The organism is Roseovarius sp. THAF9, assembly GCF_009363715.1.
GTDB lineage: Bacteria > Pseudomonadota > Alphaproteobacteria > Rhodobacterales > Rhodobacteraceae > Roseovarius.
In genome coordinates, this window is the sequence record NZ_CP045404.1 from 3,533,298 (window position 1) to 3,556,543 (window position 23,246).

Annotated in this window: 20 protein-coding genes; 13 read left to right on the forward strand and 7 right to left on the reverse strand. The window is 63.9% G+C overall.

Annotation, left to right across the window (positions count from 1 at the left end; genetic code table 11):
• Positions 1–141: 141 nt before the first annotated feature.
• Positions 142–1,224, reverse strand: a complete 1,083-nt coding sequence (locus FIU86_RS17495; protein WP_152476249.1) for a PAS domain-containing protein — start codon at positions 1,222–1,224, stop codon at positions 142–144.
• Between the two features lie 114 nt (positions 1,225–1,338).
• The gene (locus FIU86_RS17500) at positions 1,339–2,052 is read right to left on the reverse strand and encodes a Crp/Fnr family transcriptional regulator (protein WP_172977541.1); all 714 of its coding nucleotides are present in this window, start codon (positions 2,050–2,052) and stop codon (positions 1,339–1,341) included.
• Between the two features lie 141 nt (positions 2,053–2,193).
• Here FIU86_RS17500 and FIU86_RS17505 point away from each other — a divergent pair, with 141 nt between their 5' ends.
• The 7 genes from FIU86_RS17505 (at position 2,194) to FIU86_RS17535 (ending at position 8,496) form a co-directional block, all read left to right on the forward strand.
• On the forward strand, positions 2,194–2,829 hold the full coding sequence (locus tag FIU86_RS17505; protein WP_152476251.1) for a sulfotransferase family protein: 636 nt from the start codon (positions 2,194–2,196) through the stop codon (positions 2,827–2,829).
• A gap of 67 nt (positions 2,830–2,896) precedes the next feature.
• Positions 2,897–3,742 (forward strand): helix-turn-helix domain-containing protein, encoded by an 846-nt coding sequence (locus FIU86_RS17510; protein WP_152476252.1) that lies wholly within the window; start codon positions 2,897–2,899, stop codon positions 3,740–3,742.
• The gene (locus tag FIU86_RS17515) at positions 3,739–4,737 is read left to right on the forward strand and encodes an ArsJ-associated glyceraldehyde-3-phosphate dehydrogenase (protein WP_152476253.1); all 999 of its coding nucleotides are present in this window, start codon (positions 3,739–3,741) and stop codon (positions 4,735–4,737) included. Before FIU86_RS17510 ends, FIU86_RS17515 begins: the two co-directional genes overlap by 4 nt.
• Positions 4,734–6,014: an organoarsenical effux MFS transporter ArsJ gene (gene arsJ, locus FIU86_RS17520; protein WP_152476254.1), complete on the forward strand. Its 1,281-nt coding sequence runs from the start codon at positions 4,734–4,736 to the stop codon at positions 6,012–6,014. Before FIU86_RS17515 ends, arsJ begins: the two co-directional genes overlap by 4 nt.
• Positions 6,015–6,360: 346 nt before the next feature.
• Positions 6,361–6,648, forward strand: a complete 288-nt coding sequence (locus tag FIU86_RS17525; RefSeq protein WP_057790788.1) for an HU family DNA-binding protein — start codon at positions 6,361–6,363, stop codon at positions 6,646–6,648.
• A 73-nt stretch (positions 6,649–6,721) separates the two neighbouring features.
• Positions 6,722–7,594 carry a DMT family transporter gene (locus tag FIU86_RS17530; RefSeq protein WP_152476255.1) on the forward strand — a complete coding sequence of 291 codons (873 nt, stop codon included), beginning with the start codon at positions 6,722–6,724 and terminating at the stop codon, positions 7,592–7,594.
• A 59-nt stretch (positions 7,595–7,653) separates the two neighbouring features.
• Positions 7,654–8,496, forward strand: a complete 843-nt coding sequence (locus FIU86_RS17535) for a methyltransferase domain-containing protein (protein WP_152476256.1) — start codon at positions 7,654–7,656, stop codon at positions 8,494–8,496.
• Here the strand turns inward: FIU86_RS17535 and aroC are convergent.
• Positions 8,439–9,542: a chorismate synthase gene (aroC, locus tag FIU86_RS17540; RefSeq protein WP_152476257.1), complete on the reverse strand. Its 1,104-nt coding sequence runs from the start codon at positions 9,540–9,542 to the stop codon at positions 8,439–8,441. The genes FIU86_RS17535 and aroC overlap by 58 nt on opposite strands.
• A 266-nt stretch (positions 9,543–9,808) precedes the next feature.
• On the opposite strand from aroC, the gene FIU86_RS17545 reads away from it, so the two are divergent.
• The 4 genes from FIU86_RS17545 (at position 9,809) to FIU86_RS17560 (ending at position 15,903) form a co-directional block, all read left to right on the forward strand.
• Positions 9,809–11,452, forward strand: a complete 1,644-nt coding sequence (locus tag FIU86_RS17545; protein WP_152476258.1) for an ABC transporter substrate-binding protein — start codon at positions 9,809–9,811, stop codon at positions 11,450–11,452.
• A 553-nt stretch (positions 11,453–12,005) separates the two neighbouring features.
• Positions 12,006–13,355, forward strand: a complete 1,350-nt coding sequence (locus FIU86_RS17550; protein ID WP_152476259.1) for an aminotransferase class III-fold pyridoxal phosphate-dependent enzyme — start codon at positions 12,006–12,008, stop codon at positions 13,353–13,355.
• A gap of 156 nt (positions 13,356–13,511) precedes the next feature.
• A complete protein-coding gene (locus FIU86_RS17555) occupies positions 13,512–14,888 on the forward strand; it encodes a cytochrome ubiquinol oxidase subunit I (protein WP_152476260.1) in 1,377 nt (458 codons plus the stop codon).
• A gap of 4 nt (positions 14,889–14,892) precedes the next feature.
• Positions 14,893–15,903, forward strand: coding sequence for a cytochrome d ubiquinol oxidase subunit II (locus FIU86_RS17560; protein ID WP_152476261.1), 1,011 nt, complete (start codon positions 14,893–14,895; stop codon positions 15,901–15,903).
• Between the two features lie 20 nt (positions 15,904–15,923).
• Here FIU86_RS17560 and FIU86_RS17565 read toward each other — a convergent pair whose 3' ends face one another.
• The gene (locus tag FIU86_RS17565; protein ID WP_152476262.1) at positions 15,924–16,211 is read right to left on the reverse strand and encodes a hypothetical protein; all 288 of its coding nucleotides are present in this window, start codon (positions 16,209–16,211) and stop codon (positions 15,924–15,926) included.
• A gap of 67 nt (positions 16,212–16,278) precedes the next feature.
• A complete protein-coding gene (locus FIU86_RS17570) occupies positions 16,279–19,857 on the reverse strand; it encodes a hydantoinase B/oxoprolinase family protein (protein ID WP_152476263.1) in 3,579 nt (1,192 codons plus the stop codon).
• Between the two features lie 123 nt (positions 19,858–19,980).
• Between FIU86_RS17570 and FIU86_RS17575 the strand changes: the two genes are divergently transcribed.
• Positions 19,981–20,397, forward strand: a complete 417-nt coding sequence (locus FIU86_RS17575; protein WP_152476264.1) for a TIGR01244 family sulfur transferase — start codon at positions 19,981–19,983, stop codon at positions 20,395–20,397.
• The gene (locus FIU86_RS17580) at positions 20,394–21,116 is read left to right on the forward strand and encodes a 2-dehydro-3-deoxygalactonokinase (RefSeq protein WP_152476265.1); all 723 of its coding nucleotides are present in this window, start codon (positions 20,394–20,396) and stop codon (positions 21,114–21,116) included. Before FIU86_RS17575 ends, FIU86_RS17580 begins: the two co-directional genes overlap by 4 nt.
• Here the strand turns inward: FIU86_RS17580 and FIU86_RS17585 are convergent.
• The gene (locus FIU86_RS17585; RefSeq protein ID WP_152476266.1) at positions 21,113–22,045 is read right to left on the reverse strand and encodes a metal ABC transporter permease; all 933 of its coding nucleotides are present in this window, start codon (positions 22,043–22,045) and stop codon (positions 21,113–21,115) included. The two genes, FIU86_RS17580 and FIU86_RS17585, sit on opposite strands and share 4 nt — an antisense overlap.
• The gene (locus FIU86_RS17590; RefSeq protein ID WP_152476267.1) at positions 22,042–23,241 is read right to left on the reverse strand and encodes a metal ABC transporter permease; all 1,200 of its coding nucleotides are present in this window, start codon (positions 23,239–23,241) and stop codon (positions 22,042–22,044) included. The genes FIU86_RS17585 and FIU86_RS17590 overlap by 4 nt, the downstream gene beginning before the upstream one ends.
• Between the last annotated feature and the right edge of the window lie 5 nt (positions 23,242–23,246).

Genomic DNA, 23,246 nt, shown 5'->3' on the forward strand with positions numbered 1-23,246 from the left:
CGGACCTGTCGCACGGGGTGCCGGTGCGCGCGCGCGGCAGCCGAACCCTAGGTGGGGCAGAAACGCGCGGGTATGCGCGAACCTTCAGATAGGCGTACAGACCCGATAGCGGCCGCGCCCTTACAGACGCCCCTCGCCACATCACAACTCGACGGTCACCCGCGTGCCCTGCTCCAGCCGCTCGACCGAAAGGTCAGCCTCCAGCGATTGCGTCAGCGCCTGCACGATGCTGCCGCCCACGCCGGGCTTGCCGTCTTCGCCGGTGGTATCCAGAGCGCCTTCGTGATGCTCCGCCCGGTTCTTCTGGGCGGCGATGCTGGGCGCCGAAAAGGGCCAGTTGCTGTTCTCCGGCAACCCGTTGCCGTCATCCTCGACCATCATGTAGACGCCGCCGCCCTCGCGCCGCGCGAACCGCACGTCGAGGGTGCCCGACGACCGCCCCTCGAACGCGTGCTCGAACGCGTTGGTCATGAATTCCGACAGCAAAAGCCCGAGCCGCGCCGCTTGATCCACGGGCAGCGAGATCTCGTCGCATTCCACGTTCACACGGATCGCCCCGCGCGGCTCCAGGCTGGACACGACCGACGCGATCCGGCTCAGGTAGGCGCCCGTGGCGATCTCCTCGCTGGCGCCCGTCCCGCCACCGCTCAACAGCTCGTCATAGAGAACCGACAGCGCCTCGATCCGCCGCCCGATCGCCTTCAGCGACTCCTCGGTCACATTCTGACGGGCCTGGATGCGGATCATGCTGACGATCATCGACAGGTGGTTTTTCACCCGGTGCTGCAACTCGCGCAGCAAACCCATCGACGCGTCGTCCCCCTCGGCCCCGCCTGCAGGCTCCGGCACCTCGCGCTGAAGGCCGAAGAAGGCCGTCAACTCGCCATCTTCTCCGTGGATCGGCGCGACCAGCAGCTGGTTGCGAAAGGCCGAGCCATCGGCGCGGTGATTGGTCAGCGTGACCTCGAATTCCTGTTCCGATTTCAGCCCGTCGCGTATGCGCGTCACATGCTGCGCGTCGGTCTCCGGCCCCTGCAGGAAACGACAATTGCGCCCGACCGCGTAACGCCGGCTGTACAGCGTAAGCGCCTCGAAGGCGGAATTGACATAGGTGATCGGATTGTCCTTGATCCGCGGATCCGTCAGCACGATCGACAACGGAGAATGCCGGATCGCATTCTTCATCACGTCATCGCCATCCATGCTGGCGTCCATCGGTCTCATGGGCCATCCCCCTCTTCACAGTATCATTTACATCGTAAATCTTGGCGAAGATAGGCCGACCTTATGGGACGTCCAGCGCGAGATCTGTACGGTGTCGTACCATAATCGGAGATTTCACGCGTCCCCACCGATTTCGGGCAATAACTCGCGGTTTGCCGCCCGCACGAGGTTGTAGCATTCGCAACTGGCGTTCGTCAGCCCGGTGCGGTCGGTGATCTTGACCCGGCCCCGCCTGTAGGAAATCAGTCCGTTCTCCTGAAGATCCTGCGCGGCTTCCGTAACCGTCGCCCGCCGGACCCCCAGCATTTCCGCCAGAAAGTCGTGTGTCAGCCGCATCTCGCTGCCGTCGATCCGGTCCGCCATCGTCAGCAGCCACCGCGCCAGGCGCTGCCGCGCGCTGTGCGCCCCGTTGCACGCGCCCGAGATCATGACCTGGTAGAGCACCGATTGCGCGCTGGCGAACAGCACCCGCTCGAACGTCTCGCGCTCGGATTTCAACTGCACGAACCGCTCCGCCGGCAGGCGCAGCGCCGCGCCCGCGATCTGCACCTCATCGGTGTGGAAGTTCCGCGACTGGCCCAACATCAGGTTCACCGCCGTCGACGCCTCGCGCCCGATATTGGCCATCTCGATGCCCGACCCGTCGCTATAAGTCGCGATCGCGGAGATCACGGCGGTTTCGGGAAAATAGACCGCATGGGTCGCCTGCCCGGCGCGCTGCAAGACCGCGCCGGCCTCCAGCGTCACATCCTCGCAGTGCCTGGTCACCGCGTCGCGCGTCGTGGCGTCCAGCGCACACAGAACCCTGTTGTTCGTACCATGTGCCATGCAGGGGCAACGCCTGCGACGCCCATTCGTTCGAAATTCACCGGTGCTGCGCAAGTTCCGGCTAGCTGCATCCGCCCGCCCGGCGCTATCATGCATGTGCATTGGCCGACTCGGGCCTCGCCTTCGGAAAGGAAACACGCCATGCCGCTCAAGGTCATCGGCTCAGGCTTCGGCCGCACCGGCACCATGTCCACCAAGCTCGCGCTGGAACAGCTGGGGCTCGGCCCCTGTCACCACATGGTCGAGGTCATGCAATCGCCCGAGCAGCCGCCCCTCTGGGACGCGCTCGCCGCCGGCCATCCGGTCGACTGGGCCGAGGTCTTTCGCGACTACACCAGCCAGGTCGATTTCCCCGGCGCCGCGGTCTGGCCCGATATCGCCGCCGCTTTTCCCGACGCCCGGATCGTGCACACCGAACGCCCCGAGGACGACTGGTGGGCCAGCTTTTCCAAAACCATCGGCAAGTTCTTCGCGCTGCGCGAAACCCTCGACCTGCCGCCACCTATTGCCGCGATTTTCAAGACCATGGACAAGATCGTCATCCAGGACGCCATAGGCGGCCTCGACCGCGACACGGCCATCGCCGCCTATCGCCGCAACAACGCGCGGGTGCGCGAAACCGTGCCCGCCGACCGCCTGCTGATCTTCTCGCCGGTCGACGGTTGGGACCCGCTCTGCGATTTCCTGGACCTGCCGAAACCCACCGGCGACTTTCCCCGCAGCAACGCGCGGGATGAATTCTGGGCCCATTTCGGCGGCGAGCCCGAAACCGTCTGACCCGGATCGCGCGAGTCGCGACATGAGGCTATTGCACGCGCCGCATTAATTCAGTAATTCACGAATTATGGAAACGCTGATTCCCCACCGGCTCGCCACCCTCGGCCATCCCCAGCGCATGGCGGTCTTTCGGCTGCTGATGCGGCGCTACCCCGATGCCGTCCCGGCGACCGAACTGGCCCGCGCGCTCGACCTCAAACCCAACACGCTCTCCACCTACGTGAACGCGCTGGTTCAGGCGGGACTGATCACGCGCACGCGTATCGGCACGTCACTTCGCTACAGCGTCAAAATGACAGCGATGCGACAAACCCTCGACTATCTCATCGGCGACTGCTGCCGTGGCCGCCCCGATGCCTGTTCCCTCACCTCCCTCCACACGCTTCTCGGAGTTCCCCAAATGACCGACCGCAAATATAACGTGCTCTTCATCTGCACCGGCAATTCCGCCCGCTCGATCTTTGCCGAAAGCCTTCTGCGCTCCGAGGCGGGCGACCGCTTCAACGCCTATTCGGCAGGCACCAAGCCCAAGTCCGAACTGAACCCCTTCGCCCTCGACGTGCTGGAGCAGAAGGGCCACGACACGTCCGTGCTCGAAGCCAAGAACGTCTCGGTCTTCCAGGGCCCGGACGCGCCGCAATTCGACTTCGTCTTCACCGTCTGCAACCAGGCCGCGAACGAAGAATGCCCGGCCTGGACCGGCCAGCCCGTCAGCGCCCACTGGGGCATGCCCGACCCCGTGAAAGCCGAGGGCACCGACGCGCAAAAGGCGCTCGCCTTCCAACAGGCCTACGGTGCGCTGCAAAACCGCATCAAGGCGTTTACAAGCTTGTCACTCGACAGTCTCGACCGGATTTCCCTACAAAAAGCCGTGGACGACATCGCAAACATCGACACCGGAGCTTCCGCATGACCACATATGCCGTCAACGGGCTGGGCCGCATCGGCAAGCTGATCCTGAAACCGCTGCTGGAACGCGGCGCAGACATTGCCTGGATCAACGATGCCGTGGGCGATGCAGAGATGCACGCGCATCTTCTGGAATTCGACACCGTGCATGGCCGCTGGGACGCCGAGTTTGCCCATGACGCCGACAGCGTCACCATCGACGGCACCCGCATCCCCTTCATCGGCACGCGCGACCTGTCGGCCCTGCCGCTCGACGGAGTCGACGTGGTCATCGACTGCACCGGCGTCTTCAAGTCCGAGGCCAAGCTGGCCCCTTATTTCGACGCGGGCGTGAAAAAGGTGGTCGTCTCGGCCCCGGTCAAGGACGGCGACGCGGCCAACATCGTTTATGGCGTCAACGACGACATCTACGATGCGGATCGCCACCGCATCGTCACCGCGGCCAGCTGCACAACCAACTGCCTCGCGCCCGTGGTCAAGGTCATCCACGAGAACCTGCGGATCAAGCACGGTTCCATGACCACGATCCACGACGTCACCAACACGCAGACCATCGTCGACCGCCCTGCCAAGGACCTGCGCCGCGCCCGCTCGGCGCTCAACTCCCTGATCCCCACCACCACCGGCAGCGCCACCGCGATCACGCTGATCTACCCCGAACTCAAGGGCCGCCTGAACGGCCATGCCGTCCGCGTCCCGCTTCTGAACGCCTCGATCACCGATTGCGTATTCGAGGTCGAGCGCGAGACCACCGCCGAAGAGGTCAACGGCTTCTTCAAATCCGCCGCCGAAGGCTCGCTCAATGGCATCCTGGGCTACGAGGAACGCCCCCTCGTCTCCGCCGATTACACCAACGACCAACGCTCCGGCATCGTCGACGCGCCCTCGACCATGGTCGTCAACGGCACCCACGTGAAGATCTACGCGTGGTACGACAACGAGATGGGCTATGCCTATCGTCTCGTTGACGTGGCCCTGATGGTCGGCGCCTCGCTGTGAGCCAGACCCGCGAACGTTCCGAGGGCCTCTCGGCCTATATCGCCGTCACAGCGGCCTACTGGGCATTCATGCTCACCGACGGCGCGTTGCGGATGCTGGTGCTGCTGCATTTCCACACGCTCGGCTTTTCCCCCGTCCAACTGGCGTATCTCTTCGTCCTTTACGAGATCGCCGGCATGGTCACCAACCTCGCCGCCGGCTGGATCGCCGCCCGCTTCGGCCTGACCTCGACGCTCTATGCTGGCCTTGGAATACAGGTTTTGGCTCTTCTTGCGCTGACCCAGCTCGACCCCGAATGGGCCATCGGCCTCTCGGTCGCCTTCGTCATGGTCGTTCAAGGCGCCAGCGGCGTGGCCAAGGACCTCGCCAAGATGTCCTCCAAGTCCGCCGTCAAACTCCTCGCCCCCACGACGGGCGGCGGCCTATTTCGTTGGGTCGCCGTGCTCACCGGCTCCAAGAACGCCGTCAAGGGTCTGGGCTTCCTCCTCGGCGCGGCGCTCCTGGCACTCATCGGCTTCACCGGCGCCGTGCTCGGCATGGCCGCGATCCTCGCCCTCATCCTCGTGGCGGTCCTCATCGCCATGCCCCCCGGCCTGCCCAAGGGCCGCAAGGGCGCCAAGTTCTCCGAGGTCTTCTCCAAGTCGCCCAACGTCAACTGGCTGTCCGCCGCCCGCGTTTTCCTCTTCGGCGCACGCGACGTCTGGTTCGTCGTCGGCATCCCGATCTACTTCTACGCCGTCCTCTCCGACGGCACGGAAGAGGGCAACCGTGCCGCCTTCTTCCTCATCGGCACGTTCATGGCCGTCTGGATCATCCTCTACGGCGCCGTGCAGGCCGCAGCCCCCCGGCTCCTGCGTGCTGCCTCCCGCCCCGAGTCCGATCTGGTCTCTGCTGCCCGTGGCTGGGCCTGGGCACTGGCCGCCATTCCCGCCGCCCTGACCGCCGCCGCGCTCGCCGCGTCCGGTCCGCAGCCGTGGCTCACCGTCACGCTGGTGGCCGGGCTGCTGGTCTTCGGCGGCGTCTTCGCGGTCAACTCGTCGCTGCATTCCTACCTCATCCTCGCCTTCACCCGCGCCGAGCGGGTGACGATGGACGTGGGCTTCTACTACATGGCCAATGCCGGCGGGCGGCTCGTCGGAACCGTGCTCTCTGGCCTCACCTACCAACTGGGCGGCCTGCCCCTGATGCTCGGCACCGCGACCGCGATGGTCGCAGCCTCCGCCTTGGCCTCCGGTCGCCTCGATCCGGCCCTGGGCCAGGAACGCCCCGCCACGTAGCGTCAGTCTCCTGTTAACCACGGACGGCCGGTTAACCCGGCCTTTCGCGAAAACGGCACTGTCGCGATACCACCCAAATACCGACGCGATACCGACGTGCGCTTTCGGGCGGTTCAAGCCCCATTAACCAAGTTTCACTGGCGATTCCCCGCCTCGCTCGCAAGATTGCCATTTGCGCGTTGTGGTCCGCCGAATCTCGTGTAAAACGGCCGAAACCCCAAAAAAACAGGCCCGAAACGCCGAATTCGGCCTTGTTTTGCGACACTATTTGTTGTGTTTGCCTACAAGATACAGTTAAATCCCGCGCAGGAGGCCCAATAAACGGGCAGTTGAAGGAGACCAGAAAATGGCAAAACCGATGACCAAAACCCAGCTCGTTGCGGCTCTCGCCGAGGAAATGGGCAGCGACAAGAAAACCGCGACAAGCGCCCTCGACTCCATGATCGAGATCATCACCAAGGAAGTGTCGAACGGCGGCGCCGTCACCCTTCCCGGCGTTGGCAAGATCTACTGCCGCGAGCGTCCGGCACGCATGGTGCGCAACCCCGCCACCGGCGAGCAGATCCACAAGGATGCCGACAAGGTCGTTAAGATGACGATCGCCAAAGCCCTCAAGGACAGCGTCAACGGCTGACCTTGTAATCCTTCCAGGTTTCGGAAAGGGTCGCCCAACCGGCGGCCCTTTTCATTTCGAGGACGAGTAAAACATGGATGTTCGCGCGTTACTCATGGGGCTGGCCTTTGCCGTCATGTGGTCCAGCGCCTTCACCTCCGCGCGCATCATCGTCGCCGCCGCACCGCCCGTGACAGCACTCGCCCTGCGCTTCCTGATCTCTGGTATCCTGGGCGTCCTGATCGCCCGAGCCCTGGGGCAATCCTGGCGCCTGACACCCGCGCAATGGCGGGCCACGATCATCTTCGGCCTCTGCCAGAACGCGCTCTATTTGGGCCTGAATTTCGTCGCCATGCAGACGGTCGAGGCCTCGCTTGCCGCCATCATCGCCTCCTCCATGCCGCTGCTCGTCGGCCTCGCCAGCTGGCTGATCCTCGGCCAGCGCGTCAGCGCCCTGGGCTTTGCAGGCCTCGCCGCTGGCATGGCCGGCGTCGCGCTGATCATGGGCACGCGGATTCAGGGCGGCGCCGACCTTTATGGCGTCATGCTCTGTATCGGCGGCGTCATCGCGCTTACCTTTGCCACCCTGATTGTGCGCAGCGCGACCTCGGGCGGCAACTTCCTGATGGTCGTGGGCCTGCAAATGCTGGTCGGCAGCGCCGCGCTCGGCGTCGTCGGGCTGTCCACGGAAACCTTTGAAATCGCCTGGTCTTGGCAACTGATCGCCGCTTTCCTCTACACCACACTGATCCCTGGCCTTGCCGCCACGCTGGTCTGGTTCGCGCTGGTCAACCGCATCGGCGCGGTCAAGGCCGCGACCTTCCACTTTCTCACTCCGTTCTTCGGCGTCACCATCGCCGCCCTCGTGCTTAACGAAGCATTAGGTTTCTGGGATATAATCGGCGTGCTGGTGGTCACAGGCGGCATTCTCGCCGTGCAGCTCTCGCGCCAGACGGCCTCGCGCTAAGGCGTCGATTTCGTGATTTCTCCGCTTTCGGGTATTCTGAAACGCGGGGGGATACGATCATGCTGCAATTCAACGCCGAGACGACGCGCCTGCTGGACCTCGTCTATCAGGGGTCCGACATCATCCAGCGGCGGCGTCTGTCGTTCGACGCTGTCCTGCCGAAGCCTGCCGAGACGATCCTCGATATCGGGAGCGGCAATGGCCTCCTTTCCGCCGAACTGGCCCGCGCCGTCGGGCCCGGCGGGCACATCATCGGGGTTGACCCCAGTCAGGACATGCGGAAGGCTGCCATCGCCCGCTGCGCGGATTTCGATTGGGTCGAGTTCCTCGATGGCACAGCCTACGATCTTCCCGTCGCAACGGACTCGGTCGACAAGGCCGTCTCGGTGCAGGTGTTCGAATATCTCGATGACCTGCCACGCGCCTGTCGCGAGGTCGCTCGCGTGTTGCGCCCCGGTGGGCGGCTGGTGGTCAGCGACATCCATTTCGACAGCTGGATCTGGCACACCGAGGATCAGCCGCGCATGGACCGCATGATCGCCTCGTGGGACGACCATTTCGTTGAGCGCCGCGTGCCTGCGGTGCTGCCGCCGATGCTGCGCGACGCGGGGTTCGAGATAGAGGATATCCGCCCGGTCACGCTGAATGATCACGATCTCAGACCGGACGGTCTGGCCCGCATGATGCTGACGTTAATGGATAACTACGCGCGGCAGAACGACCTCGTCCCCGAAGCCGATTGCACCGCATGGCGCGAAGAGCAGGAAGCGCTCGCGGCAGAGGGCCGATTCTTCTTTTCGATGACACAGTTCGCGGTAATCGCCCGCAAGTCATTAAGTCGGGATCAGCCGATCACGCCGCGCGGCCCCTCACCGACCTGCCCGCGATGCAACAGCAGGTGATCGAGGATCACGCAGGCCATCATCGCCTCGGCCACCGGCACCGCGCGGATGCCGACGCAGGGGTCGTGCCGCCCCTTGGTGACCACCTCGGTCGCGCTGCCGTCCATCCGGATCGAGCGGCGCGGCGTCAGGATCGAGCTTGTGGGTTTCACGGCAAACCGCACCACGATGTCCTGCCCGGTGGAGATGCCACCAAGGATACCACCCGCGTGGTTACTGCTGTATTCCGGGCCATTCTCGCCCATGAAAATCTCGTCGGCATTGTCGACGCCGGTCAACCTAGCGGCCGCCATGCCTTCGCCAATCTCCACGCCCTTCACCGCGTTGATACTCATCATCGCCGCCGCCAGATCGGTATCAAGCTTGCCATAAACCGGCGCGCCCAGCCCCGCGGGCGCGCCGCGGCACACCACTTCGATCTCGGCCCCGACAGAGTTCTGCGCCTTGCGGATCCCTTGCAGGTACTCCTCCCAGACCGATACCGCACCCGCATCAGGCAGAAAGAAATCGTTTCGGCCGACCTCTTCCCAGTCGATCTCGTCCCGGTCGATCGTGACCTCGCCCATCCGCGTCATGTAACCCTTCACCTGCAGCCCCGGCACAAGGCTTGCCAACGCGGCCCGCGCCAGCCCGCCAGCGGCCACCCGTGCCGCCGTCTCACGGGCGGAACTGCGCCCGCCACCACGATAATCGCGGATGCCGTATTTCTGGTGGTAGGTGATGTCGGCATGGCCGGGCCGGAAGGTCTGGGCGATGTCGCCGTAATCCTTGGACCGCTGGTCGGTATTCTCGATCATCAGTTGCACCGGCGTGCCGGTGGTCTGGCCTTCGAACACACCCGACAGGATCTTCACTGCATCCGGTTCCTTGCGCTGCGTGGTGTGCTTGCTCTGGCCCGGGCGGCGCTTGTCCAGGAACTGCTGCAAATACGCCTCGTCCACCGGAACACCCGGCGGGCAACCATCCACCGTCGCGCCCAAGGCGGGCCCGTGGCTTTCGCCCCAGGTGGTGACACGGTAGAGATGTCCGAACGTATTGAGGCTCATGCCCTGTCTCCTTTGCCGCCTGCTCTACCCGTGCGCCCCATGCGTCTCAAGCAAATTCGCCGGAGCCGAAGCTCACACACGGAACAGGTCGCAAATTTACAATTTGATGTCGCAAAAATTACAGGTTGCGCGTATCCTTCCGCCCATTCTCATTCGGCGACATACCCGGTCGAATGCTGGCGGATTCTCGAAAAGACCCCGAAATTTGCCGACCTAAGCGCCGGAAAAACAGGATGGAACAACATCCGATCAACAGGGAGACTTCGATGACGTACGAAACCGAAAATGTGCAGGTACGCCCCGTCGTACGCAAGCTGGCCGAGGACACCCGCGCCGGCAAGATGGACCGCCGCGAATTCATGGCGCTCGCCTCGACCTTCGGCGCCAGCGCCGCCACCGCTTACGGCCTTCTGGGCATGGCCCAACCCGTCATGGCACAGGATGGCGAAGGCAAGAAAGGCGGCGTTCTGCGCGTCGCCATGCGGGTTCTGGAAATCACCGATCCGCGCAAATTCGACTGGACCGAGAAGGGCAATCTGGGCCGCCAGTTCTGCGAGCCGCTGGTGCGCTGGAACTCCGACTACAGCTTTACCGGCCTTCTGCTGGACAGCTGGGAAGTGTCGGACGACGCGCAGACCTACACCCTCAATCTGCGCCAGGGCGTGAAATGGAACAACGGCGACGACTTCACCGCCGAGGACGTGATCCACAACATCACCCGCTGGTGCGACAAGTCGGTGGAGGGCAACTCCATGGCCGCGCGCATGGCGTCCCTGATCGACGCGGACTCGGGCCAACTGGCCGATGGCGTGGTCGAACAGGTCGATGATTACACCGTCAAGCTGAACCTGCCGCGCCCCGATATCTCGCTCATTGCCGGCATGGCCGACTATCCCGCGCTGATCGTTCACCGCAGCCACGGCGACGACACCGACCTCGCCCAAAACCCGATCGGCACAGGCCCGTTCGAATTGGTCTCGATGGATATCGGCACCGGCGCCGAGGTGAAGCGCCGCGAAAACGGTGAATGGTGGGGCGGCGAGGTTTATCTCGACGGCATCAAGTTCATCGACTTCGGCACTGACGGCGCGGCCATCGTCGCGGCCTTCGACGGTGACGAGATCGACGTGAACGACGAGACCACGTCTGACTTCATCGACACGCTGGATGGTCTTGGTCTGGTCAAGAGCACCATGCCCACCGCCAACACCATCGTGGCGCGGATGCGCATGGATACCGAGCCCTATACCTCGAAAGAGCTGCGCAACGCCGTCCAGATGGCGGTAGACAACAACATCGCGCTGCAACTGGGCATCAACGGCGACGGCATCACGGCCGAAAACCACCACGTCGCGCCGTTCCATCCCGAATATGCCGAGATTCCCAAGAAAGAGGCCGACCCCGCCGCCGCCATCGAAATGGCCAAGGCCGCAGGTCACGGCGAAACCGAGCTGGAGCTGATCTCAATTGACGGCGACTGGCGCACGGTGACCACCGATGCCATAGGCGCCATGCTGCGCGAGGCAGGCTTCAACCTCAAGCGCACAGTCATTCCCGGCTCGTCCTTCTGGAACGACTGGACGAAATATCCCTTCTCGACCACCAACTGGGGTCCGCGCCCCTTGGGCGTACAGGTGCTCGTGCTGGCCTACAAGTCGGGTGAGGCATGGAATGAATCCGGGCACTCGGATCCCGAATTCGATTCGATCCTCGAAGAAGCGGTTGGCGTGTTCGACGCGGACAAACGGCGCGAATACTCTGCCAAACTGCAAGCCCGCTTGCAGGACAATGGCGTGATCATTCAGCCCTTCTGGCGCAACCAGACCAAGCACTTCGCAGATCACGTGAAGAATGACCAGGTGCACCAGTTCCGCTACATGCATTTCGAAAACGTCTGGCTCGACACCTGAGCCTGCGCGAGATCATCGCTTACCCAATGGCGGCGCCTCATGCGCTGCCATTTTTTTTGCGAGTCGACGTCAGGGGTTAGCGCCCGCCGCCCTCAAAACGAATCACGCGTTATTGACCGGCGCGAATCACTTCGCCTATACCTTGTAGAACAGCATGAAACGCACGGGAACAGGGGACCGGAACCGTGCATGCATCGGGGGACGCCGTGTTGCAAACGGCACTGGGGCAAATCTCAATTTCGGCACTGCGCAGGCGCGCGGGGAATGCCGCATGACCCGGGCGACGGTCATAGCGGGCCAGCCTGCCCCGGCGATCCGTCAAAGCTTTTCCGATATCTTTCAGACACACACCGCGACCCACGCATCGCGGCACACCCTGACCGGGGACGATCAACGAGACCCGGCACGGTAACCCTACAACGCGGCAGGAGGGAATGAGGGGCCGAACCAACGGCCCCCTTTCTTTTGCGCGGTTCCCAGTGGCGTCACTGGACAGAACCCCGGCGCGGTGCCACGTTTGATCAAATCCGCGACTCAGATACGGGGGCTTTCCATGAAAGACGACAATTTCCTGAGAGAAATGAACGCACGCCACCTGTGGCACCCGATGGGCCACCCGGGCGAGCAGCAGGAACATGCCCCAACCATCATCAAAAGCGCCGAGGGCGTCGAAATAACCGATATAGACGGGCACCGCGTGGTGGACGCCGTGGGCGGGCTGTGGTGCACGAACCTGGGCTATTCCAACGATGCCATCAAGCAGGCGATCAGTGATCAGCTGTGGCAACTGCCCTATTATTCGGCCTTTGCCGGCACCACTAATCCCCCGGCAATCGAGGCCTCCTACGCGGTGCAGGAATTTTTTGCCGAAGACGGCATGGCCCGCGTCTTTTTCACCTCCGGCGGGTCCGACGCGGTCGACACGGCCCTGCGCATGGCGCGGCAATATCATCGCCTGCGGGGCGAGCCCACGCGCACCAAGTTCCTCTCGCTGAAAAAAGGCTATCACGGCACCCATTGGGGCGGCGCTTCGGTCAACGGCAACAACCGCTTTCGCATCACCTACGAGCCGCTTCTGCCCGGCTGTTTCCACCTGCCCAGCCCCTACACCTATCGCAATCCGTTCCACGAAACGGACCCCGCCAAGCTGGCCGAAAAAATCGCCGCCGCGATGGTGGACGAGATCGAATTCCAAGACCCCAGCACCATCGCCGCCTTCATCATGGAGCCGATTCAGGGCGCGGGCGGTGTCATCGTGCCCGACGCCAGCTTCATGAAGCACATGCGCGAGATCTGCGACCGCTACGGGATCCTGCTGATTTCCGACGAGGTGATCTGCGGCTTCGGGCGCACCGGCGACTGGTCGGGTGCCCGGCACTGGGGCGTGCAGCCCGACATGATGACCGTCGCCAAGGGCATCACCAGCGCCTATTTCCCCGTGGGTGGCGTCCTCCTCAGCGAGACGGTCGCGGCGGTTTTCGAGAACGCCGATGCAGGTGGCGCGATCTGGACGGGCTATACCTATTCCGCGCATCCGGTCGGGGCCGCCGCTGTCGTCGCCTGCCTGTCCGAGACCTTGCGGCTGGATACGAAAACCAACGCCGCGGCCCGCGGAACCCAACTGTTCGACGGCGTGCGGAACCTGATGGAGAAACACGACATCATTGGCGATGTGCGGGGCGGGCACGGCCTGATGACCGGCATAGAACTGGTCAGCGACCGCGCCGCGAAAACCCCGATGGATGCGACCACCGTCAAACGGGTCCACAAGGCCACCTTCGAGGCCGGCGCGATGGTCCGGATCGGAGGTAACAACCTGCTGATGTCACCCCCCCTGATCATCACCGAGGCCGAGATCGACCGCGTTCTTTCGGCCCTGGACGCGGGCTTCGCCGCAGTCTGACGGCAGCACAAGCGAAACCGCAGCGGCACTGCGCGCGTCCGAAGTTCCCATTTTCGCCGCGCTCTGTGGTCGCATTGGGCGGACATTCGCGCGTTTGGCCCTAAATTGACTAGTGGCGGATAAAAACGCCCGTCGTAACCTGTCAACTTTAGAGCCATGGACACACTCCTGCTTTCGCGCATCCAGTTCGGTGCCAACATCTCGTTCCACATCCTGTTTCCCACGATCACGATCGCGCTGGGGTGGGTGCTTTTCTACTTCAAGCTGCGCTTCAATCGCAGCGGCGAGGAACGCTGGATGAATGCCTACCGCTTCTGGGTGAAGGTGTTCGCGCTCAGCTTTGGCCTTGGCGTCGTGTCGGGGATCACCATGTCCTTCCAGTTCGGCACCAACTGGCCCGGCTTCATGGAAACCGTCGGCAACATCGCCGGCCCGCTTCTGGCCTACGAAGTATTGACCGCCTTCTTCCTCGAGGCCGTGTTCCTGGGCATCATGCTTTTCGGCATGAGCCGCGTTCCGGGCTGGCTGCACACGCTGGCCACGTTTTTGGTGGCGTTCGGCACGACCATGTCTGCCTTCTGGATCGTCGTGCTGTCCAGCTGGATGCACACGCCGGCGGGGTTCGAGATGCGCGAGGGTGTGGCCCACGCGACGGACTGGTGGGCGATCATCTTCAACCAGTCCATGCCGTACCGCGTGACCCATATGCTGCTGGCCTCGGGCCTGACGGTCGCGTTCCTGCTGGCCGGTCTGTCCGCTCTGCGCTGGCTGCGCGGCGACAAGGGCGAAGACGTGCGTGTGTCACTCGTGACGGGCCTTGGCCTCGGCGCGTTGCTGATCCCGATGCAGATCCTCGTGGGCGACATGCACGGGCTGAACACGCTGGAACATCAGCCCGCCAAGGTGGCTGCGATGGAAGGCAACTGGGAGACGCAAGGCAACGCCCCGCTTCTGCTCTTCGCGATCCCGGACGAGGCCGCGCGCGAAAACCATGCCGAGATCGGCATTCCGAACCTCGCGTCGATCATCCTGACGCACCACGCCGACGGTGAAATTCCGGGCCTCAACGACTTTGTCGCCGAAGACGGCACGATCCTTCACCCGCCGGTCGCGCCGGTATTCTACGCCTTCCGCGTCATGGTGGGCACCGGCATGGCCATGCTTCTGGTCAGCTGGGCCGCCGTCGGCTTTATGGCCTTCCGGCGACGTGGCCCCGAGGGTCTGCCCAAGCCGCTGATGCTGGCGCTGGTGCCGATGGCCTTTTCCGGCTGGGTCGCCACGCTCGCGGGCTGGTATACGACAGAAATCGGACGGCAGCCATGGCTGGTCAGCGGCGTGATGACGACCGAGCAAGCCGTGGCCGAAGTGCCCGCACCGATGGTGGCGACCACGCTGGTGATCTACCTTTCGGTCTATGTCGCCCTGCTGCTGGCCTATATCGGCGTGCTCTACTACCTCGCCTGCGTCGGACAGCAGGCGAAAAAGCGGGGCCGCCCCGACATGCCCGGGCTGAACCCGACCCCGGCAGAGTAGACGCATGGACACGTTCGGAGATCCCTCGATCTGGTTGCCGCTGGCCTTTGCCGGCCTCATGGGCCTGTCGATCCTGATCTATGTCTGCCTCGACGGGTTCGACCTCGGGATCGGGGTACTCTTTCCCTTCGCCACCGAGGCCGAGAAGGACCGCATGGTCGCTTCGATCGGGCCCTTCTGGGACGCCAATGAGACCTGGCTGGTTCTGGCCATCGGCATCCTTCTGGTGGCCTTCCCCACCGCGCACGGCGTGATCCTGACAACCCTCTACCTGCCGGTTGCCCTCATGTTGGTGGGCCTCATCCTGCGAGGCGTCGCTTTCGAATTCCGCGCCAAGGCCCCGGCAAATCGCAAGCGGCTGTGGGATCTGTCATTCTGGATCGGAAGCATCATGGCATCGCTGTCCCAGGGCTTCATGTTGGGCCTATACGTCATGGGCCTGAACATGACGCCCTTCACCCTGCTCTTCGGGGCGATCACGGCGGTATTCCTGACGGTGGCCTACTCGTTTATCGGGGCGACATGGATGATCCTGAAAGCCGAAGGCGAATTGCAGGCCAAGGCCATCCGCTGGGCGCGTGACGGGATCTGGGGCGTGATCCTTGGGCTGGGGGCCATATCGCTGGCCTCTCCCTTCGTCAGCAGCCGGATCTTCGACAAGTGGTTCACCCTGCCCGAACTTTACTTCCTCGCACCGCTGCCCCTGATCTCGGCGGGCCTGATCTTTCTGCTCTGGGGCCTGCTGCGCGGCCTACCGCGGGAAAACGACGCGCTGTGCGCCGCGCCGTTCGCCTTGACCATCGCGCTCTTCACGCTGGGCTTTATCGGCATGGCGTATTCGTTCTACCCCTATGTGGTGCCCGAGCGCCTGACCATATTCGAGGCCGCAAGCGCACCGGAAAGCCTGATGATCATTCTCGTCGGCACGCTTTTCGTCCTGCCGATGATCATCGGGTACACGGTGCTGTCCTACGTGATCTTCCGCGGCAAGGCGACGGAGCTGCGCTATGACTGACGCCCGGGACGGTCAGCGCTTCAACTGAACCGCTTCCACGCATCCTGCATGGCCTTTGACATGTCGTCCCACGCCTTGTCGGCACCGGCCTTCACGTCGTTCCATGCCGCCGTTTGATTGCGCTGCAACTCGTCCAGCTTGACCTGCATCTCGTCACGCTTCGCACGAAGCTCTTTCAGGTGTTCCTCGTACTGGCCTTGCGCATCCGCTTGTGCCTTTTCGGCCTGCGCGCGCATCTTGTCGATATTGGCCTGCCACTCCTTCATCTGAGCCTCGAGCTTCTTGGTGTAGGCGTCCTTGTCGGTCATAGGTTAGGGTCCTCCCTTATTGCTGGTCTGCGATCTTCAGATTTAAACTATACCACGCCCTGTCCCTTCATGCAGAGGGTTCTCCCCAACCTCCTCCGCCGGGTGTCTCCATGCCGAAAATCGCGCCCTTCGGAAGGTCGATCTCGTCATTGCCTGCCATTTCACGCACCGTGCCGTCCGGCATCTCGACCCAGTTGCGCCCAACTTTTCCGGGCTCACCCCCGTCGCCGCCAAAGGGCGGAATGATCCGGTGATTACTCAGGGTGGTCACTGTAACGGGTTCCAGGAACCGCATGGTGCGAAAAACGCCATGCCCGCCGCGCCACTGGCCCGCACCGCCTGAATTCGATCGAATCGTGAACGCTTCCAGACGCACCGGGAAACGCTTCTCCAGCACTTCAGGATCGGTCATGCGCGTGTTGGTCATATGGCTTTGCACCGCGTCGCAGCCGTCGAAACCAGGGCCGGCACCGGTGCCGCCTGCGATGGTCTCGTAATTCTGGAAATCGTCGTTGCCCCAGACGAAATTATTCATCGTCGCCTGGCTGCCCGCGATCACCCCAAGCGCCCCGTAAAGGGCGTTGCAGGTCGCCTGGCTGACCTCGGTATTGCCCGAGATGACCGCAGCCGGATAAACCGGGTTCAGCATAGAGCCATCCGGGATGATGATATCTAGCGGCTTCAGACACCCCTCGTTCAGCGGGATGTCCGCGCCGACCATCGTGCGGAACACATACAAGACCACGGCGCGGCAGATCGACTTCGGCGCGTTGTAGTTGCCGTCGTGCTGCGCGGAAGTGCCGGTGAAATCTATGGTCGCCTCGCGTGCGTTCCGGTCTACGCTCACGCGCACCTTGATCGTCGCACCGTGGTCCATCGGATAGGTGAACTGCCCGTCAGTCAGCTTGTCGATCACCCGCCGCACGCTTTCCTCGGCATTGTCCTGAACGTGGCGCATATAGGCCTGAACCACGTCCAGGCCGAACTGGTCCACGACCTTCAAAAGCTCCTGCCGCCCGGTTTCGTTCGCCGCCACCTGTGCCTGCAAGTCAGCCAGGTTCTGCGGGATGTTGCGGCACGGATACTTGCCCGAGGACAAGACCGCTTCGGCCTCCGCCAGCTGAAAATCGCCCTCGGCCAGCAGCCTGACGTTGTCGATCAGCACGCCCTCTTCGTCGATGTGGCGGCTGTCGGGCGGCGCGCTGCCGGGCGTGCGCCCGCCGATGTCGGCGTGGTGCCCCCGGCTCCCCAGCCAAAAGACCGGCTTGTCCTCTATGAAGACCGGCGTCACTACCGTCACGTCCGGCAGATGTGTGCCGCCTTTGAAGGGCGAGTTGAGCATGTAAGCATCGCCCGGCTTCACATCCGGGTTCAGCCGCATCACAGTCTTTATGCTGTCCGACATCGAGCCCAGATGCACCGGCACATGCGGCGCGTTGGCCACCAGCTCGCCCTCGGCGTCGAAGATCGCACAGGAGAAATCCAGCCGCTCCTTTATGTTGACCGACCAAGACGTGTTGGCCAGCGTCGCGCCCATCTGGTCGGCCACCGACATGAACAGGTTGTTGAACACTTCCAGCAGCACCGGATCGACCTGCGTGCCCGCGGCGTGGTCCCGCGCCTTGGCCTCGACCCGGTCGAGGATCAGGTTCCCCAGCCGATCCACCCGAGCGGCCCATCCGGGCTCGACCATGTTGGTGCCGGTGGGTTCGGTGATGATGGCCGGGCCCTTGACACTTGCATCGGGGCCCAGCGTTCCGCGCTCATAGATCGGCACGTCCTGCCATTCACCGTCGGTGTAAATCGGCACGTGCGCGACGGCCTGCCCGCCGCCCTGTGGCACCGGCGGCGCAGGGGTGATCCCGCTCTTTCCGGTGGCCTCGACGCTAAGCATCTCGATCACTACGCCACGGTCGTGCGAGGCAAAGCCGAATCGCGCCTTGTGCGCCGTCTCAAAGGCGGCCCGTGCCTCGTCTTCGGTCTTGGCCTCGACTGGCAGCGCCTGGTGTGAGCCTTCGTAACGCAGATGCAGCCGCGTCGTTGCAGCGACCTGGGTGCCGCCCTGTGCCTCGACCTCGGCGGAGGCATCCTCGGCCATATCCTGCGCCCGCGCCAGCGCCGACCCGATCTGATCCAAAGGCGCATCCATCTGCACCTCCTTCATCGATTTGATTTCGGCCAGGCCCATGCCGAAGGCCGACAGCACACCGGCATAGGGATGAATCATCACCCGTGTCATGCCCAGCGCATCAGCTACCAGGCAGGCATGCTGACCGCCCGCACCGCCGAAACATTGCAAGGTATAGCCCGTCACGTCATGGCCGCGCTGCACGCTGATCTTCTTGATCGCGTTGGCCATGTTGTCCACGGCAATGCGCAGGAAACCCTCGGCCATGTCCTCGGGGCTGCGGGGCGTCTCGCCCGTCTCTTGCGCGACGGTCTCGGACAGGGCGGCGAATTTCTCGCGCACAACGTCGGCATCCAGCGGCGCGTCGCCATCGGGGCCAAAGACGGCGGGGAAATGTTCGGGGTTCAGCTTCCCCAGCATCAGGTTGCAATCTGTCACCGCCAGCGGGCCACCCCGGCGGTAACAGGCCGGTCCGGGATCGGCCCCCGCGCTTTCGGGGCCGACCTGAAACCGGCCATCCTCGAATTTGCAGATGCTGCCGCCGCCCGCCGCAACGGTGTGGATGTCCATCATTGGCGCGCGCATTCTGACGCCCGCCACCTCGGTCTCGAACGACCTCTCGTAACTGCCGGCATAGTGGCTGACATCCGTCGACGTGCCGCCCATGTCGAACCCTATCAGCTTGTCGAACCCGGCGGCTTCGCCCGTGGCCGCCATGCCGACAATGCCGCCCGCCGGGCCTGACAGGATCGCGTCGCGCCCCTGGAACCGCCGCGCCTCGGTCAACCCGCCGCTGGATTGCATGAACAGCAGGCGCTGGCACGCGCGGCCAAGGTCCAGCGCATCGGCCACTTGGTCGACGTATCGCCGCAGGATCGGCGACAGGTACGCATCCACCACCGTGGTATCGCCCCGTCCCACCAACTTGGCCAGGCGCGAGACATCCGCGCTGGTAGAGATCTGGGTAAATCCGATCCCGTGTGCCATCTCGGCCACCCGGTCCTCGTGATCGGGATTGAGATAGGCATGCAGCCCAGCAATGGCCACGGCTCGGATGCCCGCGTCATAAGCCTCTTGCAGCGCCAGACATACCGACGCCTCGTCCAGATCGCGCACGACCGCGCCGTCGGCACTCAGCCGCTCGTCCATTTCGACCACATCTTCGTACAGCAGGTCTGGCCGCTTGATGGCCAGGTCAAACAGCCGCGGCCGGGCCTGATAGCCGATCTTCAGCAGATCCCGAAACCCCTTGGTTATGACCAGCAGCACCCGCTCGCCCTTGCGCTCCAACAGCGCATTGGTGGCGACGGTCGTACCCATCTTCACCGCGGCGATGAACCCGTCGGCAAAATCCTCCTCGACGCCCATCACCTCGCGTATGCCCTGCACGGCGGCATCGCGATACCGCTCGGCGTTCTCGGACAATAGCTTGTGGGTATGCACCGCGCCGTCCGGGTCCAGCGCCACCACGTCGGTGAAGGTCCCGCCCCGGTCGATCCAGAATTCCCAATGGCCCATCGTCACGCTCTCCCGACTTCGCTTTGCAGCCTTGGGGCGTACCGCGCGAATGTCAACGAAGCGGCCATTGAATTCCCACCCGGTTTTTGTCCATATGGGCACGACCCGAATAGGAGCCAGACCATGGACATTCGCCCCCTGACCAAGGAATTCGCCGTCTCGCCGCAGATCGACGCGGCCCATATCAGGGAAATCGCCGGTGCGGGGTTTCACTCGATCCTCTGCAACCGTCCGGATGGCGAGGAACTTGGCCAGCCAGATTTCGACGCGATCGAGGCTGCCGCCCGGGCCGAGGGGCTCGAAGTTCGCTGCGTGCCGATCACCTCTGGCCTGATCACGCCCGAAGCCCTCGCCGCGTTCGATCAGGCACTCAAGGAATTGCCGAAGCCGATCCTAGCCTATTGCCGCAGCGGCACGCGATGCACCATGCTGTGGGCGGCGGTCGAACATGGCCGGCGCGAAGATAAAGAGATCATCGCCCGCGCGGGCAAGGCGGGTTATGATGTCGCGCCGCTGGTGCGCCAGATGCAGGCACAATGACTCGCTGGATCGCGCTGGTCCCGGACAGTTCAGGCACGGCTGGATATCTGCTCGACGGGGCGCACCTTGAACGGCAGGTCATTGCAACGACCGAAAAGGCGGTTCGCGCCGATCTGGGTGATGCACCGCGGACCGTGAGGCTCGGCGATGGTCCACCCGATCGCCTGCCCGCCGCCGTCGTACCGCAACGCACAAGTGGCCTGTCGGCGCTGGAACAAGCCGAGCCGCCCGATATAATCGCGGCTTCGGTACGCCTCTGGATAGCCGGTGCACTTGCCTCCCGACCGCATTGGGATGGTGTGATCTGCGCCACGCAAGGCGACGTAACCCATTGGATCCACGTCAGCGCTGAAGAGGCGGTGAGCGCCCAGACCGTCCTGACACCACGGCTGATCAACGCGCTCGGCGGCGCAGCTTCGGCAGATGCCGACGCGATAGCCGACACGCTCAGCCGCCCCGAACGTCTGGCCGCGCATCTTCGGCAGGCGGAAATCACGGGCGACCGCGCCGCGCTGACGGGGCACCTCGTGGGCGCAGAACTGGCGGCGACCCGGCCCTACTGGCTGGGGCAGGAAGTGCTGGTCATTAGCGTCACGCCATCCGCTCAAATGACCGCGCTTGCGGCTCAGAGCGTTCCCGCGACGGCGCTTGCCCCGGGCGACCTTGTCCCACTCGGGCTTGCTGCGCTTGGCAGGGCATTGGGCCTCGCCGAAAGCTAGGACGGCTCCGCCCTTGCGCCGCTGCGATTGCGACAGGGCCCGAACACTGCTGCCAGCGCAAGGATCACGCCGGACACCGTAGCGATCATGCCCGCGGCACTGACCGCGTCGTCAAAGCCTAGCCACAGCGGTCCATATCCTGCCAGCACATAGCCCAGAATCGCCGAGGTCACCGCAAAGAGAACCGACCACGCCACCTGCGCCTCAAGCCCGTTCGTCATCATCCGAGCCGCGGCAGGCGGACAGATGAACATCGCGATTACGATGATCGAGCCGACTGCGTCGAAGGCCGCCACCGCCGCGATGGCGGCAGCCACGACCAGCGTCAGGCCGATCAGACCGACTGGCAGGCCCATTGTGCGGGCGAACCCCTCGTCGAAGGTCGACAACTTCAAGGGCCGCCAGAACATCCAGGTCACCGCCGTGACGAACGCCAGGGTCAACGCCATACGCGGCAGTTCGGGCGGCAGGCCGCGCAGGGCCTCCGTGTCCCACAGGGATGACCAACCGACCGCGTCCAGCCAGATCAGGCTCTCAAGGTTGCCGTAAAGCGCGTGCTCGACGTCCAGATGCACCGACGAGGTGTCTGACTGCTCCAGCAACAGAACGCCGCCCGCAAACATCGCTGTGAACACCACCCCCATGGCAGCGCCCGGTTCAATCTTGCCCAGGCGGCGGATCGTTTCAATCAATCCGACAGCGACAAGCGCCGCCGCGCCCGCGCCCAGCATCATCGGCCATGCCGCCACGACGCCGGTCAACAGAAACGCCACCACGATTCCGGGCAGGACGACATGGCTGATCGCGTCGCCGATCAGGGCCTGCCGCCGCAGCAATAAGAAGTTGCCGGGAATCGCACAGGCCACGGCGGCACAGATCCCTATCGAGATCGGTGCCAGTGAAAGGACGACAAACTCCTCCCCCATCACGGCACCTCCTTTAAGCGCAGCCCGTCATCAAGCGCCAATAGCTGGTCGGGCGTCAGGATGTCATCCAGGGGCGTCAGCCCGTCATAGCTTGCTGTGGCTTCTTCATGCGCCGGATCCGAGCGCAACGCCAGCCAGCGCCGCTCGTCACGCAGCGCCGCCGCCGCTTGAGCCCGGCCTTGATCGGTCGCCACACCATCCGGCCGGATCAGACCCTTGCGACGCATAAGTCGCAAGGTCAGGCCTTCGTAGATCGGTTGGCCCTGCGCCAGCGCCAGCAACCCTTGCCGCACGTGAACCCTGGCCCGAAACCTTCGGTGGCGCAGCACGGCCGCCAAAACGCCGCGGTTCGGCGCGGCGACAAGCGAAAGAGCGAACAAGGCGAACGACACCAGAACGACGATCGGCCCGGTCGGCAGTGCCGGCGCCGTGGCCGATAGGGCCGTCCCGGAATATCCTGCCACCCCGCCGATCAGCCCGGCCAGGATCACCACGTAACCCACCCGGTCGGTCCAGAACCGCGCCGCCACCGCCGGTATGATCAGCAACGCCACGATCAGGATAAGACCCACGATCTTGAGACCGACCACGGTGATCGCAAGTGCCACGCCCATCATCGCCAGCTCTATCCGGGGCACGTTCATACCCGCGCCGGCGGCGAACTCCCGATCAAAGGCGACCATCGTCATTGGCCGCCGCAGCAGCGCCACTAGCCCCAGTACGGCTGCGCCACCCAAAGCAATCACAACGGCATCCTGCCACAACATTCCCGCGGTCGACCCAAGCAGGAAATTTTCCAGTCCGGCCTGCCGCCCGGAACTCATCGACTGGATAACCGTCAGCAAAACGATTCCGAAACCGAAAAACACCGACAGCACTGCACCGATCGCCGCATCCTCGGACAAGCGCGTGCGATTGGTCAGGGCGCTGACAGACAAAAGGCCCACGGCGGCCGACAGGGCCGAGCCCAAAAGCAACCCGGGCAAAGCTCGTCCGTCACCGCCCAGCCCGACCATCGCAATAAAGGCTAGGGCCACCCCCGGCAGCGTGGCGTGGCTGATCGCGTCGCTAACCAGCGCCCGCTTGCCCAGGAACAGGAAACTTCCCGTGGCCCCCGCCGCCATGCCAAGCAAGGCCGCCCCGACCGTGACCAGAGTGGCGTTGTAGCCCAGTTGCAAAGTCAGCGCGTCCCAGATCATGGCAT